Source organism: Klebsiella sp. GN_Kp190, from assembly GCF_040061795.1.
Lineage (GTDB): Bacteria > Pseudomonadota > Gammaproteobacteria > Enterobacterales > Enterobacteriaceae > Klebsiella > Klebsiella michiganensis.
The window spans coordinates 43,143-61,946 of the sequence record NZ_JBEAFN010000011.1 but is presented as its reverse complement, the minus strand read 5'-3'; the positions used below and the strand labels follow the sequence as shown (position 1 = coordinate 61,946).

The following is an 18,804-nucleotide window of genomic DNA, read 5'->3' as shown; positions in this document are numbered from 1 at the left end:
ATGAATACCTCTTTTATCGCGACTTAAACATCCAGTTTGCGGCTGGCCAACCATTCAACTCTGGCAGGATCGCGGTGGGAGAAGAAAGCGCTGGTGGCGGTATCGATAGCGGTAATCTGCAGCATATCTTCAGCGCTGAGTTCAAAATCGAGAATGTTGATGTTCTCTGCCATACGTTCTTTTCGCACCGACTTCGCCAGTGAAACGATGCCTCGCTGGAAAATCCAACGCAGCACAACCTGGCCCACGCTTTTACCGTATTTCTGGCCAATCGCCGTTAACATGGGATGCTCAAACAGACCATTTTTTCCTTCTGCAAACGGAGCCCAGGCTTCCGGCTGAATGCCACGGCTTTGCATCCATGGCACGGCATGCAGTTGCTGGTTGAAGGGGTTAACTTCAACCTGGTTTACCGCCGGTGAAACGTTGTTGAAGGCGATAAGATCGGCCAGTCGGTCAGGATGGAAGTTGCTGACGCCAATGGCGCGAATTTTGCCTGCCTGCTGCAATTCTTCCATAGCACGCCATGCCCCATGGACATCTCCGTAAGGCTGGTGAATCAGATACAGGTCCACGTAATCAAGTTGTAGCCGATCCAGAGAGCGTTCGAACTGGGCTTTAGCGCCTTCGTAATTCGTATCCTGCAGCCACAGTTTGGTCGTCACAAAGAGCTCGTTACGGGCGATACCGCTCTGTTTCAGCGCGTTCCCGACTTGGGTTTCATTCTGGTAAGACGCGGCGGTATCGATCAGGCGGTATCCCGTATCGATGGCATCAATAACGGCTCTTTCGCATTCAGCGGGATCAGACATCTGAAACACACCAAAGCCCAGCAGGGGCATTTCAATACCGTTGTTCAGTTTTACAGTTGGCATGACGTTATCCTTCAGCTGTTGTGTTGAAAAAGCATAACGCAAAGTGATTTATTCGATTAGATGGGGTAATTAGCTAGGGTTTATTAGATGTGCTCATTAATTTTGTGAAAGGCTGGCGCTCAGCTGTGTGCCATGCGCTGACGCTTCTGGAGATTTCTCCGGGGCCAGACATGATGCTGACTATCTCCAGAGGAGTCGGGCAGGGAAGACGTATCGCGCTGCTTACGGTTGTGGGCAATGTATTTGTAGCAGGATTTGTGCAAGTTTCTTTTCTTGTTCTGGGGCTGGTAACCGTTGTACATGCCTGGCCGGTTGCGCTGGATCTGCTAAGGTGGGTTGGTGCGGCTTATCTGATGTGGCTGGGCATAAAAATGATTGCGACTTCAGGTACTGATACGCGGCTGCGAAAAACGGCAAAAATTTCTGACTGGAATGCCGTAAAGGAAGGCGCTCTGAACAGCCTGACTAATCCAAAATCCCTGCTGTTCATGTTTGCTTTTCTTCCTCAGTTTGTCGATCCCACCGCGGGTCCTGTCTGGCTGCAATTGCTTGTTCTGGGCAGTATCCAAAAGCTGGCAGGAATTGTTTCCCTGGGGTCAGTCGCGATGGCATCAGGAACATTTGGAAACTGGCTGGGTAAACACCCAGGCTTTATCAAATGGCAGGAACGATTTACAGGAGTTGTCATGATAGGCCTCGGTATCCGCATGTTGTTTAGTGGGTCTGGCGTAGTATCGAAATCTGCCAGTTAAGTTTTACCGCAACGGTTAACCCAGTGAACTCACAGCACAGCACAACGCAGACATTCACGCTCATTAGCTTTGCGCCAACATGAGACAATTTTAATTTTGGTGAAGCTGACGTTTATATTGAGCCTCCATCCGATCCTGATTACCCGTCCTGTCGTTGTGATAATCCCCAAGGAACCAACCTATACCCTCCTTCTACAGTTGTTATAGAGTTCCTTCCTGACGCTCAGAAAGGGGGCTTACGCTCAGAAAGACGGAGAGAAAGTTATTGATGATGCAGGCCAAAGAGTGAATTAAGCATCACGAGGCGAATATTACTTGACCACTACAGAAACGGTAATTCAGAACATATCGATGCCGGTATTACTCTCGCTAATACCATTAACTTTCTAGTGGAAAAGTACGAACTGGTTCGTATCGATCGCAGAGGGTTTAGCTGGCACGAACAAACGCCATATCTCACGATTATTGATATCATGAGGGCCCGCCACGATCTGGGTTTAATGAATCGTAATTAGTCTGATGCTAACGGTATCACTGCTTTTGAGTATGCCTGCCATTTGGTATCTTCTCGCTTCCTGCTGATTTATCGACAAAGGTAATTGCTTGAATTCAAAGCCTCTGTGCTTTGGGGGGATCTTTGGGGGTATAAGTAAAGTTATAACTTGAAAACTTCATATTTTTCAATTTACTGAACAGCTTGTTCTAATCCCTTCGCCCTCCAGAATATCTCTTAAAGTTCACTAATCTCCGGAATCCGCAAGGATAGGTCGCAAGCCTTCTTGTCACATTTATTTTCTGCCATCTGCCTTATTGTCCCGTCAGGCCCGAGGGATGCGTAACCCGTACATAAAACAACATGAAGCGCAGAATCTGTAGTTTGGCAGGAGTGCAATTGTAAGAGAAAATCCCTTTTCTGCTATGGGGTTAGGCGTATTCTTCAGCCAGACTGGATCAAGATGCGTTCTTCAATGCGAGAATCGCAGTTGAGATGCTCACGGGTCGATGAGCATCTCAACTGCGTTAGGGATATCTTTGGCAGGGCCGCCGGATGATGAGCCAGAATGGCGATATTTTATCGTGGGCAGCGGTATACGGTTCCGCTCAATGTCACATTGGTTTGCTGGCTTGAGCCTGTGCCATGATAGGCGCTTCCGGTTTGGCCAGCCCTCTGGGTTAACAGTACCACCACGTTCCCCCCCATTTTCCACGCTTTATTTTTTAGATCGTTACGGGCACCCGTCTCCAGATTGCTGTTTGACGTCCAGCCTCCCGTGAAAAAATTCCCCTGGCTACCGGTGACATCGCCTAAATAGGTGCACGAAGTGTCCGGTTCATTATGCGTTACCCGCACGCCTTCAGCACCGTGCTGGAGGGAATTAGCGCTGCAAGCTGTGAGCATAAGAGCGGAGAGAAAGACTAATTTTTTGTTCATGTAAAATCCTTAATCAAATCGCTAAAAATAATCAAATAGGGTACGAAGCCAGTCGGATGTTGAGGCGCATCGTGCTGGCAATAAAATGTTCTACCCGGAGGATTTAAGGGGTGTATAGCTTATAAGAATAATTTTATATAAATACTTAAAAGGGCTATAACGTCTCTTACCGTAGTGATGATACTCTTTTTTTTGTCAGAGATGATGAATTCCTTGCCATAAACAGAGGCGTCTTTATTTATTAAAAACGATAACCTACGCTCACGCCAAATGTGTTTGTATCAACGTAAAGTAATTTGGCTGTTTCCCATGACACATCCAGGGAAAGGTTAGTGAATGGATTAAAAATAAGACCTGCACCATAGGCAAAAGCATCTTCTGAGGAAGATTGATTGTCACGGTTTTTGACCTTCATACCAGCCATACCTACATTACCATATAAACTAACATAGTCATTAATCCGGTAGGTCGGTCCTACCATTAACGAACTATAGCTAGTGGTATTATCGCCATTTTTATGTAGTTTTCCTGCGTCCCAACGGTAATGTTGTACTTCATGACGAGTTGCCGTGAGAGAGGTCAATACACCCCAGTCAGAATTGAACTCATAGCGATATTTTAGATTGAGCCCGCGAAGATCCTTACTTGCAGATTTCTTTAACGCGCTAAGATGCGTTTGGGCATAGCCAAGGGAGAGGGTATGGTTTTCCATCGCCAACGCTAATGAGGGCGAAAATAATAGTGCTGCCATAATCCATGGTGAAAAAGCACGCTGCATGTAAAGCTCCTTGTTGGTGAAAAGAACAATGCTTATGTATAAGCAATAACCGTAGAAGGATGATTGCGGCAGCCATATAACCAGAAAAAGCGAGTAAAAGTTATGAAATTAGTCTTACATGTATTTTACCGACGTTTTCAGAAAAAGTAAGATTTTGTAACTCATTGATATTACTGATTTTTATGTAATTTTTTTCACGGCGGCGTTGGTTTATTGCGCGGCACATACGTTATATATCTGCCGATTGATTGAGTACAAATAAGTGCTGTTACCGACCCTGGTGATGCGAATTTCATTGGCGGCATCGGGGTGCAATACGCGAAAATGTGCTAAAAAATCACCGGCGGTGTCGGTAGAAAAAACTTTTACCGAATCGACATCAAATGTATAAATGCCGGGGCCAGGCATTTGCAGGTTCTTCATATACACATCGCGATACAACACTTTTTTGATTTGCTCTTTAGTGGTGATGTCATACTGCAATGTAATGCGTTTGTTTTTGAAATCGAGGACGATATTGCCATTAGCGAGAAAATTGTCAGGCAGGACTGAAGTTACCGTTTTAGTGGTGCATAGAAATGAATCCGCATCTGACAGAGGATAGCGCTGCTGGCGTGCCTGTAAAATCAGCAGCACAAAAGATGCTGCCAGAATAAGTAGCGTAATGCCTCTTAATACCGTTCTTTGATAGTGATGCATTTGGGCTCCGAAACATTCAGTTGATTCAGACACTGAACAAAAATATTGGTGTCAGGAACGCGAATATAATAAATGAAATTGCCGTTTTGCTTATAGACTTGCTGACTCAGTTCGGAAAAAGCCCCCACCGCATCCTCGAGAGACCGATTATCTTCAGTGACACCATAAAAGGTATATCCGTTATAGGTTCCCAGCTCAGAAAAGTAGTCTGGATGGCGTTTGCTGTAGAGATAAATGACCATCAGCAGGAACAGCGTTGCGCAGATTAAAAATAGCCACTCTTTTCGGTTTGAAACTGCCTGCGAAGACTGCGTTGGCTCAGGCAACGATTCTGCAACTGGCGCAACGGTGTCGCTGGCTCTATTTTGCGTTGCGGGTGTTGATTCATCTGGCAGTGGTTCGATAGTTACCGAGAGCGTCACACCAACCTTAGGGCGCGTTAATACCGCAGAACTGGAAAGGCCGATTTTTTCAAACGAACCGCGTAATTGATTGATTAATTTGTAATAGCTGGCACTGGAAACCACCACACCTTTTCGTCCCCACACCCAGGCGATTAAATCATCTTTTTTAAAGAGTCCCTGATGAAAAGCAAGGAGCAAATTGCATTCAGATTCAGAAATTTTTAAGCTTTCGCGATCGCGTGATAAGGTCATCCGCTCGCAATCAAGAATGACTTTCTTATCAATTAGGTACTTATTCTTACTCATAGGGCCTTCTGCTAAGAATGAGTCGTTCTGGTTTAACCATTATGTTACCTCAGTGCCTACCGATCTATTGAAAGGTTTTTACTTTTAATCCTTTCATTTTGCTCATTGCCCCGTGTATCAAGCCAGACCGTAAAATCAGCTGAATTCATCGGCTTTGCGTAAAGATAGCCCTGTATAAAACCTACGTTATGATCGAGGATATAGCGTAGCTGATGCTCTGAACTGACGCCTTCCGCAACGATATTAAGTCCCAGCCTTTGACTAAGCATAATAATGGTATCCAGAATGGGCACGTCGCTGCCGCTGGTATCAATCGTATCGACAAAAGTACGATCGATTTTCAGATAATCAGCCGGAAGCTGCTGAAGGTAAGAAAGCGAGCAGTAGCCGGTACCAAAATCGTCAATCGCTATCAGTACGCCTTTCTCACGCAGCTGCATGAGCTTATCTGACACTAAAGCCGGTTGAACAATGAGGCTGCGTTCGGTGAGCTCCAGCATGAGGCGCAGTTTCCCTAAGCTTGCCAGTAGCGATTCAACATCGGCAATAAAACTCTCATGCACCAGATGCTCAGGTGAAATATTTACGCTGATATAAAAATCCCCGGCAACCTGCCACCGTTCGACATCCTGGGCGATGAGCTTAAATAAGTGACGCGAAAGCGGAACGATCATCCCTTCGTTTTCTGCCGCGGTGATGAAAATGTCGGGAGTAATAAAACTCCCATCCGGAAGGGGCCAGCGCATTAATGCCTCCACGCCGCCGCAATTAGCGCGGCTGACGTTAAATACAGGTTGATAATGCACCGTGAACTGCCCGTTTTTCATACCGCGGGTGATTTCTCGGGCCATGGATAGCCGTTTCTGGGCCCAATGCCGGTAAAGAAAAAGGGTCATAAATGAGAAGCAAAGCGAGAGAGGGATAAAGATAAGCAGAGATTTCATCCACAGAGCCATCAATGTCGCGAGAGGCGCGCCGACGGTAAGCGAAATCTTACCGTCGGCGGTGACGAAATGTTGGATCATCACTATTCTGTCACGCTGCGCTGGTTGGCTGATAATCCTATCGCCCTCGCCAAACCGCAGGCTGAATACGGCGGCTCTTTCCTCTGCGAGGACATCCATCAGTTCCTGAATATAGCGAGAATCGACGATGACAAACGCTGATTTTTGCGCCGTCACCTGCTCCGTGTAAACCACCGCGGGTCTGCCTGGTCCTCCGGCCATCAAGTCAAATGAACGGACCCATCTGGCAGGTAACGGCGTCGGGAGCGTTTTACCCGGCGGCAAAGGAAAAGGGTGCGCCTGCTCCCTGGTAACAAAGGAACAGAGCAGGTTGCCGTTTTCCAGCAGACCGATATCGCGGATATAAGGGGTAAAGGCGCGGGTTCGGTTAAGCTCCGACAGCATTTCAGCGCAGGGTCTGTCCGCTATTTTTACTGTTTTTGCGGTGACCCGCCATGAGGCGGTTGATACATCGTTACTGAAACGTAATAAGGTATTCGCGCTCAGGGCGACGTCCTGTTTAAACTGTAGTACGCTGACCAGCAGCGCTAATATAATCATCACGACCAGCGGCACAAGCACTGAACAAATCACAAAAGATAGCTTTAGTTTCACTGGCTTTGTCTCTCATTCACGAAGGGATGCGCGGCTGTCTCGATGGTCGCAATACTCATTATGCTTTAGCGCTGCCGCTAGTGGTGCAGAAATTATAGATCTGCCGGTTCAGTGAAAAAAGATAGGCCCTCGGACCGATTTTATTTATCGTCAGCTCATTCTCGGTTGCCGGCTGCAGGAGACGCAGCCAGGAAAACATCTCACCCGTCGTATCAGAATTAAATTTGTGCACGGCTTTAACCCGAAAGGTGTAGGTTTTCATGCCGGTGCGGTTAAGCGGGGTGATTGCAACATCCTGAAAGAATAACCGCTGCTCTCGCCGTTGATCCTGCACAGAATAATGAATAGCAATGCGGTTCGACTTAAGATCCAGCACCAAAGTTCCGTTCAGTATGAGCTCTCTCGGCTTTATATAAATAGTTGATTTGGCAGTGCAAATAAGATTATGTATTTCGTCTGCGTCGCGCCTGGCTCCTTGATATACCAGCGTTGCCAGCATGATACATCCGCAGAGCAGACCGCACAGGATGACTAGTAGCGTTCTTTGATGGTAATGCATTTAGGTACCGCCGTTTCAACAGGGTTCAGACACTGCAAAAAAAGATTCATATTCGGTTCGCGGAGATAATAAAGATAATGTCCGTTCTGGCGAGATAGCGGCAGCGTCAGGGTATGATAAGCCGAAACCACCTCCTTAAATGTCACTTTATCGGTAGCCATCTTAAAGAAGATATAGTCATCCTCATTACCGAGCATCCTGAAGCTACTGTTGTGTTTATTTTGCGCTGGAGCATGCTGAAATTGCATCGCAACACCCGTTAACAACAACAGTGTAATGGTCAGGACGAGAGGGCGTATTTTGGCTGAAATCTTTTTAACGTCCGGCGTGAGAGCCCGTTGGCTATCTTTTTCGCACCCGGCATCCCTGACGTTTTCGCATCGTGGCGTAGGTTCTTTTTTGATGGGTTCTAACGCCAATGATAACGAGACGCCAATTCGTGGTCGCGTAACAATATCGGCCGCATTCAGGCCAACAAGAACAAAGTTATTCCGCATCTGGTTAATGAGCTTGTAATAACTCGATTCGGAAACACAACCCGCACGGTACTTCCAGACAAAATTAATAATATCTTCCTTTTTATATATTCCGCGATAGAAGGCAAGGAGTAAATTTGTCTCCGATTCTGAAATTTTAATGATTTTATCACCGTTGGTTAATGTCATTTTAGTGCTGTCAAATATCACCTTTTTAGCTATTAGTAACGATTTCTCATCCATGTTAAACCCGATCTTTAATACGTTTTGCTGTCGCTTGCTATATTAACATGGGGCAGGAGGATTTCATCCCTCTTTGCATCAGTAGTCTTCTGTGACGACATTCATACTGATGCTAAAAATGTTTTTTATTTAGTTTACTTCCTTTTAAATCATGTGGTTATTTGGTTTTTGTGAATTTTTCTTACCGGTATTTGAATTTATGAATTTCCGCATGCCAGGTAAGTAAGGAAAATTTAAGGGTTATTCAGCACGTCAGGAAGCTCTTTTCCGAAAATTCTTTCTAAGATTGGCCTTAAACATGATAGCGCCGCGGGGCTATAACGCCAGTTACTATACGCCCTGTTTCAGAGGGGCGCACAATAAAACTTGCCCGGCGACAAACTATTTTGTTTGGCCTCAACCAAAGGACGTTTACTTTATCTGCTTTATTAGCAGAGCGAGTAGCGTTAGTTGAAAATAAACAGCAATAAAGGAATAAACGACCATGTTCAAGAAAACGACACTGGCTTTGCTTACAGCCTCACTTTTTATTTCTACCAGTACATTTGCGATGTCCAATAATACCATTACCTTTCGTGGTGAAGTTTCCGATGAAACCTGTTCTGTAGCCATTAACGGTAATCAGGCAAAACCGGTAGTTATTCTGCCGACGGTGAGTGCCAAAGAACTGGCGAAAGGCGGAGATACCGCGGGTCAGGTGACATTTGATATTGGTCTCACCGGCTGTACGGGTAATGCCGATAAACCGACCAAAATCTCTACCGTTTTTGTCGGTAACCAGGTGACCAGCAACGGTAATCTTGGAAATACCGGGGACGCCGCCAACGTAGAAGTCCAGATTCTCGATACGGCTGAGAAAGTTATCAATCTGACCAACGGTTTCAAAGGTGAAGGCGATCTGCAGCTGAAGCCGGGAGAGACGGAAGCCAGCGCCACTTATACCGCGCAGTATTACGCCAACGGCGCGGCATCGGCTGGTACGGTCGAAGCCACTCTCCAGTACGCCGTTTCCTACCTGTAAAAACGCTTCCTGGTCCGGTGCTTGTCGTCGGACCCTTTTGATAGCAATGGAGTTGTTGCAATGAAAAAGGATGCTACCCGTTCAGGGCTGCGCTATCTGATGGCGCTGCTACTCCTGTTTCTTCCCGCTGCCGCGGCATGGGCCAGCGTCACCATTGTAGGCAGTCGGATTATCTACCCGTCGACCGTACCCTCTGTCGATGTACAGCTAAAAAATAACGATGACTTTCCCTATGTCGTACAAACCTGGTTTGACGATGGCGATATGCGTATTGGGCCAGAGAACGCGAGTGGCATTCCTTTTATCTCGACGCCGCCGGTATTTCGTATCCAGCCAAAAGCAGGCCAGGTGGTGCGCGTGGTGTATAGCCAGCGTAAAGCGCTGCCGCCCGATCGTGAATCTGTCTTCTGGTTCAATGCATTGCAGGTACCGCCGGCCAATATCGGCGGCCGTCAGCAGAATAAAGTGCTGGTGATGTTACGGACGCGGATCAAACTTTTTTACAGGCCGGAAGGGATTGGTTCACCGGGCAATCTGGCTAAAAAGCTGCACGTTACCGTAGTGCGTAATGCCCGAAAAGGTGCCGGTATTGTTATCAGCAACCCGCAGCCCTGGTATGCATCCCTCAGCAACCTGAGCGTGACGGCAAGCGGCGTATCACGTCAGCTTAATGTCGAAATGGTTCCACCTTTCTCCAGCCGTACTTTCTGGATACCTGGAAAATTCAGCGCCAACTCGCTTAACGGTACCGTCACCGTGACGTTGGTTAACGACCAGGGTGCAAGGATAAGCGAGCGTTATCATGTCGCCGAAGGTTAAATTCTGTCGCAAAAACATCTTCGTTTTCTTAGCCGTAGCCTGCTCCGGTCAGGCTTTTGGCGAAGAATACTATTTTGATCCTTCTCTGCTGCAGGGGACGGCTTACGGGCAAGGTATGGCGAGCGTTAACGGACCCGGTACGCCCGCCGGAGAGTATCTGGTTGACGTTATGGTCAATGGCTCGCTGCTAAAATCCGGCGTAAAGATCCGCTTTACTCCAGCTAATGGCGAACAACGCACGGAGCCCTGCCTTCCGTTATCGCTGATGCAGGCCGCTCGGGTAAAATCGCTCCCGGACAAAGCGCCTCAAAATAGCTGTCGTCCGCTCAGGGAATGGGTATCCCAGGGCGAATGGCAATTTGATAGCGCGATGCTACAGCTCCGGCTTACGCTGCCGATGAGCGAGCTGATACACAGGCCGCGCGGCTATCTTCCGCCTTCGCAGTGGGACAGCGGCGCGCTGGCTCTGTTTTTACGCCATAACACCAACTGGACCCACACGGACAACACCCGCCAGCACTTCCGCTACCAGTATTTGTGGAGCGGGATCAACGCTGGCAGCAACATTGGACTGTGGCAGCTCCGCCATCAGGGTAACCTGCGCTATGCCGACAGCAATCAGAGCGGTAGCGACTGGCATTACAATCGCGTACGCAGTTGGGTGCAGCGACCACTCGCCGCAATCGACAGCATCCTGACGTTTGGCGATAACTACACTGACTCCAGTTTATTCGGCAGCCTGTCGTTTAATGGTATGAAACTCGCCACGGATGAGCGCATGTGGCCGCAGGGCAAACGCGGCTATGCGCCAGAGGTACGCGGCGTGGCGGCAAGCAGCGCGCGGGTGGTCGTCAAACAGCTGGGCAAAGTTATCTATGAAACCCATGTTCCGCCCGGACCGTTCGCTATTGACGATCTTTACAACACCCGCTATCAGGGTGATTTGCAGGTTGAAGTGATTGAGGCTAACGGAAAAGTATCGCGCTTTACCGTGCCCTATTCTGCGGTTCCCGACTCGGTGCGACCAGGCAACTGGCACTACTCTTTTGCTGTTGGCAAGGTCCGCCAGTACTACCGCATCGACAACCGCTTCCTTGAGGGGACGCTGCAGCACGGGGTAAATAATAATCTCACTCTTAACCTCGGATCGCGGTTGGCGCATGATTATCAGGCCTGGCTGATCGGCGGCGTATGGGCGACCCGCCTTGGCGCATTCGGCATGAACGCCACCTGGTCTGGCGCGCGAGTGGAGCATAATGACCGTCAGCAGGGCTGGCGAGCGGAGCTGAGCTATAGCAAGACCTTTTCCACAGGCACTAATCTGGTGCTGGCGGCCTATCGCTACTCAACCGGTGGATTCCGCGATTTGGAGGATGTATTTGGCGTACGCCGACAGGCGCAAAACGGCATTGATTACTACTCCGACACGCTGCATCAACGTCAACGCCTTTCGGCGACCGTCAGCCAGCCCTTAGGCCATTCAGGTACGCTCAATCTCAGCGCCAGTACCGCCGATTACTACAATAATCAGTCGCGGATCACGCAGCTGCAGCTAGGCTACAGCAACCAGTGGCGAAAAATGAGTTATGGATTTAACCTCGCCAGGCAGCGTTCCACCTGGGACTATGGCCGCTTCTACCGCAGCGTTAACGAACCGCAGGATCTGAGCCAGCGGCAAAAATATACCGAGACGACGCTGTCTTTTACTCTCTCCATTCCATTTGACTGGGGCGATAGCCCGACATCCGTAGCGATGAACTATAACCAGTCGCGCGCGAATCACTCTTCAACACTGTCGATGACCGGGACCCGTGGCGAGCAGAGCGAACTCTCCTGGTCTGTTTATGGCGGCTATGAGCGCTATCGCAATGGGGACGAAGGGGCATCGACGACTTTCGGCGGTAATCTCCAGCAAAACACCCGTTTTGGCGCGCTGCGTGCGGGCTACGACCAGGGAAAGGACTATCGGCAGGTGGCGCTGGGCTCCTCCGGGACCCTGGTGCTGCATTCCGGTGGCGTGACGCTAGGTCCTTACGCCAGCGACACCTTTGCATTAATTCACGCCGATGGCGCGCAGGGCGCAGTCGTCCAGAACGGTCAGGGGGCGGTAATCGACAGTTTCGGTTACGCCATTTTACCTGCGCTATCTCCGTATCGTCGCAACAACGTCTCACTCGATACTCGCCAGATGCGCAGCGATGCTGAACTGACGGGGGGAAGCCAACAAGTTGTTCCCTATGCCGGCGCGATCGCGCGGGTGAACTTCTCCACGATTACCGGCAAAGCGGTGCTTATCGCGGTGAAAATGGCGGATGGCGGCATTCCGCCGATGGGGGCCGAGGTCATTAACAGCGAAGGGGCCGTCATTGGGATGGTCGGGCAGGGTGGGCAGGTTTATGCCCGTATCAGCACTCCCTCAGGCTCATTGCTGGTGCGTTGGGGAAAAGGGACCGATCGACGTTGCCATGTGCCCTACCAGTTCGATCTACATTCGCCTGAAAACGTGATTTATCTTACAACGACCTGCGAGAGGGAATAGTCTCATGTGTTATCTTCGCCAAACGCTGCTACTTGCTGCTACCCTGCTTTTCAGCACCGCGTCCTGGGCTAACTGCGTTAAAGTGACGGATAATAGTTTCCTTTCTGAGGCGGCGATTAAAGCAGGCTATACCGCGCGCTTCTGGCGCGGCGCCTTTGATGACAATATCGGTCATCTTGGTCTGCCGTCAGTCATTAGCGTTAGCGCGAATAATAAGTTCCAGCCTTCCGGCACCGTGCTTGCCAGTACGGTGGGTAATTTCCTCACTGCAGGCGTTCAGACGCCCTATACGGCAAAGCAGGTGCTTTACCGCTGTGATTTGCAGGACGCCGGGAAGCTGTATGAATTGTATTCAACCAACGGCGATAACTACTTTGTTGGTGGAAGTCGGGCGAAAGAAGTGGAGGGAGCCTACTATGACGCGGAACGTAACGTCGCGGTACGCATGACGAATCTGAGTACCGGCGAATACTATAGCCGCTTCTGGAAGCAGCGCCAGCTTACTGCGGATAGTTGGTTTCAGGACGATCGCGCAATTTATATTCCCGCAGGCGCATTTAGTAATGTCCTGTATGAGATGATTAAAATCGCCGCCTCGGACCACTATGTTTTTGGCGACAGAATTAACAAAGACACCTATAACCAGCCGCGCGGTTATATCGCATTCAAGGGGCCTGGCTTACTGACCTCCGCTATTCAACCCGGTATGGATCATGCTTCAAGTTATTATGGTTGGCCCGAATCCTGGCCCGGTGCGTGGAGTAGCTACAATCAGGTCACCTATATTCGCGGCGCGGCCTGTTCCATTGAAGATTATCCCGCGACGGTGCTGCTTCCTACCATTACAGCGGAGGCGCTCTCTTCTGGCGAAAGCAGCGAAGCGCCTTTCAGCATAACGCTGGAGTGCGAAGCTGGCGCGATGTCCTCGACTCATCCCACCACTAGTGTCGCTAACGTAGCCATGGGTTTTTTAGTCAATCAGCCTGGCGCCGTAGCCGCCGCGCGCCGCCTTGGCCTGACGACCACCGGCGGTGGATTGACCTGGCTAATGGACACGCATTATGGCGGACAGGGCGTGGCTTCCGGAGTAGGAATACGGATTTACGATGAGGGCGGTGCGCCGCTTAACCTTTTGCCGGACAAAGTGAGTACCGGGACGGGCAACGCCCGTGGCTGGTATGGATATAAAGAGCTCACCGTACTAACGAGCAAAAAAGACCGCGGTTCGGTAGAGGTCTGGCACGGTGATTTTACTGCCTCCCTTGAGGCGCTCGGTGGACAACCGGTAACGGTAGGGAGCGTGGATGCGCAGTTACAGGCAGTGGTTAGTTTTCAGTAAGGCGGTGTTAACGCTACTGTTGCTGGCAGGCGTCAATTCCGCGTCGTTTGCTGCGGTTAACGTTGACCGAACCCGGCTCGTATTCGCCGCTAGCGATATTGCCCAGTCGCTGACGCTCGCAAACGACAGCGTAACGCCAATGCTGTTACAAGTCTGGACCGACGCCGGAGAGACCGCCTCTTCACCCGATAATAGCCGTACGCCGCTGGTGGTATTGCCGCCCGTCTTTAAAATGCAGCCGGATGAGTTGAGAACGCTTCGCGTGATGCTGAGCTCGCGGCGCAGTCTGCCAGAGGATCGGGAGAGCCTGTTCTGGCTCAACATTTACCAGATACCGCCCGAACTGAGCGCGACGAAAAGCGCTACCCGCAAGCTAGTGTTACCCCTACGGCTGCGGTTGAAGGTATTTATTCGTCCGACCGGTTTAAAGGCGCCCACCGCCAATGATGAACAGAAACTGCGCTTCAGCATCGCTTCGCAGGGCATCACGATAACCAACCCAACGCCGTGGTATATGAGCCTGACAGTAACGGCAACAAAAGGAATCAGGATCGGTTACATCATGCTCGCGCCGTATGAGCGGCGGGATGTGGTGCTCTCTCAGGCTCCGGGCGTGGGAACGACGGTAAACTATGCGGTGATCAATGACTCAGGAAACTGGCGAACTTATACCGCAACCATTATGGCGAAGAAAGAGAGTTGAACCCTGTTTTTTTACCCCATCCCTCCCCGCGCCGCAGTAACGGATGTTTCCGTCACGCGATGAGTTGGTCAAACTCATTGCCGACATGGGGATCGCGGTGCGGGCGCTGCTGCGTAAAAATGTTGAGCCTTATGAAGAACTGGGCCTCGCAGAAGATAGATTTACTGACGATCGGTTAATCGACTTTATGCTGCAGCATCCGATCCTGATTAACCGCCCGATTGTGGTGACACCGTTGGGAACGCGTCTGTGCCGTCCTTCTGAAGTTGTTCTGGATATTCTTCCCGATGTTCAGCAAGGAGCTTTCGCTAAGGAAGATGGCGAGAAAGTCGTTGATGACGCGGGTAAACGGCTGAAATAAAAAATCCGGGGCGATCTCATTTTTTATGAACATTGCCCAGGACGTGGCGATTATCTGTTGATGCCTCCTGATACCGCTTACGCAGTTTCAGCAGCCGGGAAACCAGTATTACCACGGCGATACCGGCCATCAGCGCCGCGCAGTGGAAGGCGATTCTGCCACCGGCATGGAAGTAGATCCAACGGGTTGCCTCAATGGAAGCGGCAAACGCGCTCAGGGCCAGAATATTCAGCGTGGCGGACACGGTGCCTTTTGGCAGATGATGGGAAAAGAGCGTGAAGCGGAACAGCACCGGGTAGAGTAGCCCAATCCCCAGCGCATAAACGCTGGTACCCAGCACCGACCAGAACCAGACATGCGGCCACAGAAGATTACCGACCAGCAGGATCAGCAGGCCGGTCAGCTGTATCGGAACGGTACGCCAGATAAAGCGCGGCGAAGTGGGGTCTTTTACCACATTCGCCACGATCGCGCTGGCGATAATCAGCCCACTGAACACCGGCACCTGAGTCCAGGCATATGCCGCGGGAGACATGCCGCCGTGCTCAATCAGAATCACCGGAGAGAGCGCCACCCAGGTAATCATCGGCACGTTGCCAAAGGCCACCGCCAGCGAACCGGTCAGCACCACGGGATGACGAAACGCCGCGATGAAATCAGCCAGCACTTCCCCCGGTTTAAATCCCCGCCCCTGAGAGATAACGGTTTCCGGCATCTTAAAAAGCAGCAGGGCCCAGGCCACCAGGCCCAGCGCGCCAATAATGGCAAACAGCAGTTTCCAGTGCATCACCGTCATTAGCGCCGCGCCCGCCAGCGGTCCGATAACCGGCGCAAGCAGGACGATAGAGGTCAGCGCAGCCATGATTCTGATTGAATCGGTTTCCCCAAACGCTTCCTGAATCGACACATAGCCCACGGTCGAGATAAAACAGATGCTGGTTCCCTGGATAAAGCGGGCGACGAAGTATTGCGCGATCGAAGCGACAAACAGCATGCTCAGGCAGGAGAGAGCAAAAACCAGGGCGCCGGTGAGCAGAACGGGGCAGCGGCCGATACGATCTGACAGAGGGCCCAGCAGCCACTGCAGCGCCAGGCCTCCAGCCATATACAGGCTGACCGATGCCGGAGCAAGGGTGACATCAGCCTGAAGCTCGTTGATGATATGAATAATGCCTGGCTGAATAAGATCCGTGGTCAGGTAAGCCGAAAAATCATAAATAATCATCGCCAGCGGAAACAACATGACGCTGCCGTACTGGATTAAACGCCGTGGCGGGGTATTCATGCGGGCTCCGGGGAATCTGCCATCCTGCATCTTAGTATCTGTAAACCAACTCAACCGACCCTAAACGGAGATAAAATAAGCCTGTTTTTTTGTATGGTTTTTTTGGCCTTATACCACGTGCGCACATCAGCGCTGGACGTGAGGCGATCGGCGCTCTATTGTCATCAACGTCCGGAAGTTGTCATCCATTAAAGACTCTTGAATAACGGGATATCTATGTTACTGATCTTTGGCGGCCTGCCCGGTACCGGGAAATCAACCATTGCTCGCCTGCTGGCCGCCAGGCTGGGGGCCGTCTGGTTACGGATTGATTCAATTGAACAGGCGCTGATTCGCGCCGAAACCGTCACCCGGCACGATATAGGGCCGGCCGGATATCTGGTGGCGTATGCCATTGCTGCGGATAACCTCAGGCTGGGCAACGTGGTGATTGCCGACTCAGTTAACCCTATAGCCATTACCCGCCAGGCATGGAGAGCGGTCGCGACCGAGAATGCCGCGCCTTATCTGGAGATAGAACTGACCTGCTCCGACCAAATGCAGCATCGGTATCGCGTGGAAAACCGAGTGGCGGATATTCGCGGCCATATTCTGCCGGACTGGCAAAAGGTTATCGCCCGTGAGTACGAACCCTGGCGCACCGCCAGCCTGACTCTGGATACCTCGGTGCTGACCGCAGAAGAGGCGGTAGAGCGGATCGTTGAGCATATTGCGTCACGCGGCCGCCACGCGCCGGTAGGTTCATAGAAGCCGCCGGGCCATCGGCGGCAACAATCTACATAAAGAACTTCACGGCCTGCTGGAGGGTGGTACCGACGCCCCATAACAGCGGCACGCTCACCGCCAGCCAGCTTACGGTTAACAGCAGCGTGGACGGGCGGGGCTCCCACGTGAGCTGGGCATCCTTGTTGATGGTGTACAGTCCTTTCGCCTGCTGCTGCTGTTCCGCGGTCATCGCATGCTCTTCCGTCAGCGGACGCACCAGCTGATTACAGATAAAACCCATCACCAGCAGGCCGGTCAGGACCATCAGCGTAATATCGTAGACGCGCTCGGGCGGAACCCCGTGCGTTAGCTGATACTCGCGCAGATAGTTAACCAGAACCGGGCCGCTGATCCCCGCCGCCGACCAGGCGGTTAACAGGCGCCCGTGAATCGCGCCCACCATTTGTGAGCCAAAGACGTCGGCCAGATAGGCGGGAATACTGGCAAAGCCTCCGCCGTACATCGAAATGATAATGCACATTGCGCAGACATACAGCGCGATATAGCCGCCGTGATTCACCAGCGGCAACGTGCCGTACAGCACGGCGCCCAGGCAGAAAATGATCGTAAAGGTCATTTTCCGCCCGCACAGGTCGGATACCGATGCCCAGAAAAAACGTCCCAGGATGTTAAACAGGCTGAGCAGACCGGTAAATCCTGCGGCCATGGTTGCAATGCGTTTCAGTTGCTCGCCATTCAGCTCATGCCAACTGAGATCGAGCGACAGCAGTTTGCCGGCAAAGATCTCCTGCAGCATCGGCGAAGCCATACCGAGAATGCCGATCCCCGCGGTGACGTTGAGCCACAGCACCATCCACAGCAGCCAGAACTGCGGAGTGCGGCAGGCAACGCGGACGTGCACCTGGATCGTGGGATTATTGCGGATCGTTTTTTGCGCCTTCTCACCCGAAGGATGCCAGCCCATGGGCGGCAGGCGATAGCCAAAGGTACCGGCGAGCATAAACAGCGCATAAATCGCCGCCAGCGCCAGAATGCTTTGCCATACCCCGTTGCCGGCCGGCCCGGCGAAGTAATTCATCAGACCGTTTGCCAGCGGCGCGCCCACCAGCGCTCCCCCGCCAAAACCCATAATCGCCATCCCGGCCGCCATTCCGCGCTTGTCAGGAAACCAGCGCAACAGCGTCGAAACCGGTGAAATATAGCCCAGTCCGAGACCGATTCCGCCGATGACCCCGGCCCCCAGCCACAGCAGCCACAGCTGATGGAAATAGATAGCGACGCTGGATAGCAGCAGGCCGCCGCACCAGCACAAGGTGGCAATAAAGCTCACCAGCCGCGGTCCAACCTTCTCAAGCCAGCTGCCCCACAGTGCCGCCGAACAGCCGAGAAAAACAAAAAACAGCGTGTAGGTCCAGCCCAGCATGGAGATTTTCCAGTCGCAATCGCGGGTAAACAGCTGCTGCCAGAACGACATCGTGGCGGGGCATTGCAAGGACGCGCTTCCTCCTATGAGCTGCGACATAGGCAGCCAGTAAACGGAAAATCCATAGGCCATACCTATGCAGAGATGAACCGCCAGCGCGGCCGGTGGCACCAGCCAGCGGTTAAAGCCGGGCCTGGCGATGATACGGGGTTTCGCGAAAAAATCGCGGAGGGGAGAGACCGGTGCGGTCGCGATGTTTTCATTCATTTGCGCCATTTTCCTGTCCTTTTTATCGATATTGGCCGACGAATGCTGCGGTCGGGGAACGTAGATAAAAGGCAAGAACGGTGCCATTTGATTAAATTGTGTACAAAAATGGCGACTGAAGCGAGCAAGCTTCGCCGAACGGCTGAGGCGAAAAGCCCGCCACCGGCGACGGAGGCAC

The 18,804-nt window shown here is 51.4% G+C and carries 17 protein-coding genes and 2 pseudogenes; 9 read left to right on the top strand and 10 right to left on the bottom strand.

Features of this window, described 5'->3' with window-relative positions:
• Positions 1 to 23: 23 nt before the first annotated feature.
• Positions 24 to 875: an aldo/keto reductase gene (locus ABLU67_RS08525; RefSeq protein WP_064358883.1), complete on the bottom strand. Its 852-nt coding sequence runs from the start codon at positions 873 to 875 to the stop codon at positions 24 to 26.
• 104 nt (positions 876 to 979) lie between these two features.
• Here ABLU67_RS08525 and ABLU67_RS08520 point away from each other — a divergent pair, with 104 nt between their 5' ends.
• Both ABLU67_RS08520 and ABLU67_RS08515 read left to right on the top strand, forming a co-directional pair.
• A complete protein-coding gene (locus ABLU67_RS08520; protein WP_064358907.1) occupies positions 980 to 1,627 on the top strand; it encodes a LysE family translocator in 648 nt (215 codons plus the stop codon).
• A gap of 341 nt (positions 1,628 to 1,968) precedes the next feature.
• Positions 1,969 to 2,142, top strand: a pseudogene (locus ABLU67_RS08515) (TA system toxin CbtA family protein); the annotation flags it as partial.
• Between the two features lie 557 nt (positions 2,143 to 2,699).
• Here the strand turns inward: ABLU67_RS08515 and ABLU67_RS08510 are convergent.
• The 7 genes from ABLU67_RS08510 to ABLU67_RS08480 form a co-directional block, all read right to left on the bottom strand.
• On the bottom strand, positions 2,700 to 3,059 hold the full coding sequence (locus ABLU67_RS08510; protein WP_004105483.1) for a DUF4156 domain-containing protein: 360 nt from the start codon (positions 3,057 to 3,059) through the stop codon (positions 2,700 to 2,702).
• Between the two features lie 241 nt (positions 3,060 to 3,300).
• Complete coding sequence (locus ABLU67_RS08505) at positions 3,301 to 3,837, bottom strand: Ail/Lom family outer membrane beta-barrel protein (RefSeq protein WP_064358884.1); 537 nt, start codon at positions 3,835 to 3,837, stop codon at positions 3,301 to 3,303.
• Positions 3,838 to 4,047: 210 nt separating this feature from the next.
• Entirely contained in the window at positions 4,048 to 4,536 is a 489-nt protein-coding gene (locus tag ABLU67_RS08500) for a hypothetical protein (RefSeq protein WP_064358885.1), read from the bottom strand.
• Positions 4,509 to 5,246 carry a response regulator gene (locus ABLU67_RS08495; RefSeq protein WP_047720695.1) on the bottom strand — a complete coding sequence of 246 codons (738 nt, stop codon included), beginning with the start codon at positions 5,244 to 5,246 and terminating at the stop codon, positions 4,509 to 4,511. The genes ABLU67_RS08500 and ABLU67_RS08495 overlap by 28 nt, the downstream gene beginning before the upstream one ends.
• Before the next feature lie 56 nt (positions 5,247 to 5,302).
• The gene (locus ABLU67_RS08490) at positions 5,303 to 6,865 is read right to left on the bottom strand and encodes a cyclic diguanylate phosphodiesterase (protein ID WP_077265711.1); all 1,563 of its coding nucleotides are present in this window, start codon (positions 6,863 to 6,865) and stop codon (positions 5,303 to 5,305) included.
• 58 nt (positions 6,866 to 6,923) lie between these two features.
• On the bottom strand, positions 6,924 to 7,364 hold the full coding sequence (locus tag ABLU67_RS08485; protein WP_023330024.1) for a hypothetical protein: 441 nt from the start codon (positions 7,362 to 7,364) through the stop codon (positions 6,924 to 6,926).
• A 32-nt stretch (positions 7,365 to 7,396) separates the two neighbouring features.
• The gene (locus ABLU67_RS08480) at positions 7,397 to 8,143 is read right to left on the bottom strand and encodes a hypothetical protein (protein ID WP_224384827.1); all 747 of its coding nucleotides are present in this window, start codon (positions 8,141 to 8,143) and stop codon (positions 7,397 to 7,399) included.
• A gap of 484 nt (positions 8,144 to 8,627) precedes the next feature.
• Between ABLU67_RS08480 and ABLU67_RS08475 the strand changes: the two genes are divergently transcribed.
• The 6 genes and pseudogenes from ABLU67_RS08475 to ABLU67_RS08450 form a co-directional block, all read left to right on the top strand.
• Positions 8,628 to 9,164, top strand: a complete 537-nt coding sequence (locus tag ABLU67_RS08475) for a fimbrial protein (protein WP_004105475.1) — start codon at positions 8,628 to 8,630, stop codon at positions 9,162 to 9,164.
• Positions 9,165 to 9,224: 60 nt separating this feature from the next.
• On the top strand, positions 9,225 to 9,983 hold the full coding sequence (locus tag ABLU67_RS08470; protein ID WP_064358887.1) for a fimbria/pilus periplasmic chaperone: 759 nt from the start codon (positions 9,225 to 9,227) through the stop codon (positions 9,981 to 9,983).
• The gene (locus ABLU67_RS08465; protein ID WP_224384826.1) at positions 9,967 to 12,522 is read left to right on the top strand and encodes a fimbrial outer membrane usher protein; all 2,556 of its coding nucleotides are present in this window, start codon (positions 9,967 to 9,969) and stop codon (positions 12,520 to 12,522) included. Before ABLU67_RS08470 ends, ABLU67_RS08465 begins: the two co-directional genes overlap by 17 nt.
• 4 nt (positions 12,523 to 12,526) lie before the next feature.
• The gene (stbD, locus tag ABLU67_RS08460) at positions 12,527 to 13,861 is read left to right on the top strand and encodes a fimbrial usher protein StbD (RefSeq protein ID WP_116279862.1); all 1,335 of its coding nucleotides are present in this window, start codon (positions 12,527 to 12,529) and stop codon (positions 13,859 to 13,861) included.
• Positions 13,827 to 14,564, top strand: a complete 738-nt coding sequence (locus ABLU67_RS08455; RefSeq protein WP_224384825.1) for a fimbrial assembly chaperone — start codon at positions 13,827 to 13,829, stop codon at positions 14,562 to 14,564. Before stbD ends, ABLU67_RS08455 begins: the two co-directional genes overlap by 35 nt.
• A gap of 49 nt (positions 14,565 to 14,613) precedes the next feature.
• Positions 14,614 to 14,925: pseudogene (locus ABLU67_RS08450) on the top strand (ArsC/Spx/MgsR family protein); the annotation flags it as partial.
• 16 nt (positions 14,926 to 14,941) lie between these two features.
• Here the strand turns inward: ABLU67_RS08450 and ABLU67_RS08445 are convergent.
• Positions 14,942 to 16,210: an MFS transporter gene (locus tag ABLU67_RS08445; RefSeq protein WP_116279863.1), complete on the bottom strand. Its 1,269-nt coding sequence runs from the start codon at positions 16,208 to 16,210 to the stop codon at positions 14,942 to 14,944.
• Between the two features lie 216 nt (positions 16,211 to 16,426).
• On the opposite strand from ABLU67_RS08445, the gene ABLU67_RS08440 reads away from it, so the two are divergent.
• Positions 16,427 to 16,957, top strand: coding sequence for an AAA family ATPase (locus ABLU67_RS08440; RefSeq protein ID WP_348852247.1), 531 nt, complete (start codon positions 16,427 to 16,429; stop codon positions 16,955 to 16,957).
• 28 nt (positions 16,958 to 16,985) lie between these two features.
• Here the strand turns inward: ABLU67_RS08440 and ABLU67_RS08435 are convergent, their stop codons facing one another.
• The gene (locus ABLU67_RS08435; protein WP_254539819.1) at positions 16,986 to 18,635 is read right to left on the bottom strand and encodes an OFA family MFS transporter; all 1,650 of its coding nucleotides are present in this window, start codon (positions 18,633 to 18,635) and stop codon (positions 16,986 to 16,988) included.
• Positions 18,636 to 18,804 lie beyond the last annotated feature (169 nt).